This window comes from Thauera phenylacetica B4P (assembly GCF_000310225.1).
GTDB classification, from domain to species: Bacteria; Pseudomonadota; Gammaproteobacteria; order Burkholderiales; family Rhodocyclaceae; genus Thauera; species Thauera phenylacetica.
In genome coordinates this window covers 1-2,955 of sequence record NZ_AMXF01000352.1, presented here as the reverse complement: position 1 = coordinate 2,955, position 2,955 = coordinate 1, and the positions used below count along the sequence as shown (strand labels likewise).

At 71.6% G+C, this 2,955-nt stretch carries 4 protein-coding genes; 1 reads left to right on the top strand and 3 read right to left on the bottom strand.

What is annotated here, in order from left to right; all coding sequences use genetic code 11:
- The coding region (locus C667_RS21760; RefSeq protein ID WP_004384787.1) for a PsiF family protein at window positions 1-203 on the top strand (203 nt) is incomplete at its 5' end.
- A gap of 94 nt (window positions 204-297) precedes the next feature.
- Here the strand turns inward: C667_RS21760 and C667_RS21755 are convergent.
- From C667_RS21755 to C667_RS21745, 3 genes are all read right to left on the bottom strand, one after another.
- The gene (locus tag C667_RS21755; protein WP_004384786.1) at window positions 298-1,170 is read right to left on the bottom strand and encodes an FHA domain-containing protein; all 873 of its coding nucleotides are present in this window, start codon (window positions 1,168-1,170) and stop codon (window positions 298-300) included.
- Between the two features lie 104 nt (window positions 1,171-1,274).
- The gene (gene ttcA / locus C667_RS21750; RefSeq protein WP_004384785.1) at window positions 1,275-2,228 is read right to left on the bottom strand and encodes a tRNA 2-thiocytidine(32) synthetase TtcA; all 954 of its coding nucleotides are present in this window, start codon (window positions 2,226-2,228) and stop codon (window positions 1,275-1,277) included.
- Between the two features lie 66 nt (window positions 2,229-2,294).
- On the bottom strand, window positions 2,295-2,955 hold a 661-nt coding region (locus tag C667_RS21745; RefSeq protein ID WP_004384784.1), incomplete at its 5' end, for a pteridine reductase.

Below are 2,955 nucleotides of genomic sequence, written 5' to 3'. Positions count from 1 at the left end.
TCGCCGCCGCTCCTTCACAGGCCGCGGCCACGCTGCCCGCGGCCGTGGCGCCCGCGGCCGTGGCCGCGCCGGCGGCGGAATCGGTGCAGAAGGTCTCGAGCGAGGACAAGGCGCGGCAGAAGGCCTGCAACCGTGCGGCCACCGACCAGTCGTTGCGTGGGGCCAAGCGCAAGGCCTTCATCGGCGAGTGCATGAGCGGCTGATCCGGTCGCGTCCATGGGGGCGCGCCGCGCGCGCGGGCGCCTCCGCTTCACGCTTCACGCCTCACCCTTCCCGCCGGTCGCGGCCTCGGCGGGGTCAGACGATGTCGAAGAACACCAGGTCGCGCTCGACCTCGGTCGTCGAGAAGCCGCAGCCCAGCCGGCCGGGGCCGTCGAGCAGCATGTGTTCCTGGCGCACGAAGCACTCGGGCTTGCCCTCGATCGCCACGAAGCTGCCGTTGGTGCTCTGGTCGAACAGCACGAAGCCCTCGGGGCGGCGTTCGATGCGGGCGTGCTGGCGCGAGGCGCGCGGATCCATGATGGTGATGTCGTTGGCCAGCTCGCGGCCGAGCAGCAGCACCGGACGCAACTCCTCGACGAACACGACCTCCTGCTGGTGGCGCAGGCGCAGCCGGCTCGACAGGCGGGTGGCGCCCGGCACCGAGGTGACCAGCCCGCTGCGCTGGCCGATCGCATGCACCGGAATCCCGATGCGCGTCCACACCGGCCCGCTCAGCGGCTGAGAGCCGACCAGCTGTCGTGCCGCGCCGCCGAGCAGCATCACCGCCGTCCCGGAGATCAGCGCCTGCCCGCTCTCGGCCAGGTGGGCGAGCTGGCGGGCCACCGCGGGGCCTTCGCCGGCAGGCTCCCCGGCGGCGCCCTCGAGGGCGCCGTAATGCACGCCGATGCGCACGGTCTGCTTGCTGCCGAGCAGCGGGGGCAGGCCGTGGATGCGCTCGAGCGCCTCGCTCGCCGCATGCACCGCGGCGTCGCTGCGCTCGAACGCGGCGACCGTCTGCTCCGCATCGTCGATGAGCACCTGGCCACCCTGCATCACCACCGCACGCTCGATCCGCCGCGCGTGACGCTCGACGGCATGGCGCGCCTCGTCCGTACCCAGGCGCTCGGCGAGCACCGCATCCACCGGGTGGAGGGCGACCAGCACGCAGAGGTTCTTTCGCTCGGACATCGCAGGGGTTTCCGTGTCAGGTCTGGCGGCCGGCGTGACCGGCTCGCAACAGGATCATGGGGACGTCGCGCCGGATCCGCAAGACGCCGCGCGCGGCGTCCGCATCAGGCGCATTCGCGCTCGCCCTGGTCGCCAGCGCGGAACAGCGTCACGCTGGCGCCGAGCGTGCGGTCGGGGAGTTCGGGCGGATCGAAGGCGGTGTCGCCTTCCTCGACCACGGTGTGCTGCGTCAGGCCGACGAAGTCGAACAGGCGCGCGTCGGCCAGGTGCGAGGGCACCACGTTCTTGAGCGAGGTGGCGAGCGACTCGATGCGGCCCGGGTAGTCGCGCGCCCAGCCCTGCAGCATGTTCTTGATCAGCTTGCGCTGGGCGTTCTCCTGCGAGCCGCACAGGTTGCACGGGATGATGGGGAAATCCATCGTGCGCGCGAAGCGGGCGATCTCGGCCTCGGTGCAGTAGGCGAGCGGGCGGATCACCACGTGCTTGCCGTCGTCGCTGACCAGCTTGGGCGGCATGGCCTTGATCTTGCCGCCGAAGAACATGTTGAGGAACAGGGTCTCGAGCATGTCGTCGCGGTGGTGGCCGAGCGCGATGCGTGTGGCGCCGAGCTCCGTCGCGGTGCGGTAGATGATGCCGCGGCGCAGGCGCGAGCACAGCGAGCAGGTGGTCTTGCCCTCGGGGATCTTGTCCTTGACGATCGAGTAGGTGTCCTCGGTGACGATGCGGTACTCGACGCCGATGGATTCGAAGTAGGCCGGCAGCACGTGGTCGGGGAAGCCGGGCTGCTTCTGGTCGAGGTTCATCGCCACGATGCGGAAGTCCACCGGCGCGCGCTCGCGCAGCGCGAGCAGGCAGGACAGCAGGGTGTAGGAGTCCTTGCCGCCGGAGACGCATACCATCACGGTGTCGCCGTCGCCGATCATGTTGTAGTCGCCGATGGCCTCGCCGACGCCGCGCTCGAGCTTCTTCTTGAGGCGCAGGAAGGTGTTGGAGAAGCGGGCGTCTGCGCCGGCCTCGGTGGCGGGGAGGGTGTCGGCGCTTGCGGGGGCTGCGGTCACGGTCGATGCTCGTCGGGAAAAACAGCTGCGAATTATCCCAGAAACCGGCGCGGAAACGGCCCTCGCCTAGAGGTGCGCGCTGCGTCCGCCGTCTACCGCGAGGATCTGGCCGGTGACGTAGGGCGCGTCGAACAGGAGGAAGGCCACCGTGCGCGCGATGTCGTCCGGGCTGCCGACGCGGCCGAGCAGGGTGTGGGCGACGATGCGCTCGCGCTCCGCGGGTGGGAACTGCTCGTCCTCCGGCCATTCGATCGGCCCGGGCGAGACGCCGTTGACCCGCACCGCGGGGGCGAGCTCGATCGCCAGCGAGCGCGTCAGCGCCGCCAGCCCGGCCTTGGCCGCGCAGTACACCGGATAGCCGGCGAGCGGGCGCTGGGCGTGGATGTCCACGATGTTGACGATCGCGCCGCCGGCCTCGCGCAGCGCGGGCGCGAGCGCCTGGGTGAGGAAGAGCGGCCCCATCAGGTTGGAGCCCATGAGCTCGTCCCAGGCCGCGCGGTCGATGCTGCCGAGCGGGGTGGGGAAGAAGCTCGAGGCGTTGTTCACCAGGCCGTCGAGGCGGCCGCCGTGCGCCAGCACTGCCGCGGCGATCTCCGCGGCGACGCCGAAGCGAGCGAGGTCGCCGCCCACGGTGAAGGCGGAGTCCGCGCGCCGCGCGCACAGCTCGGCGGCGAGCGCCTCGGCCTCGCCGGCGCTGTGGCGGTAGTGCAGGGCGAGGCGGGCGCCG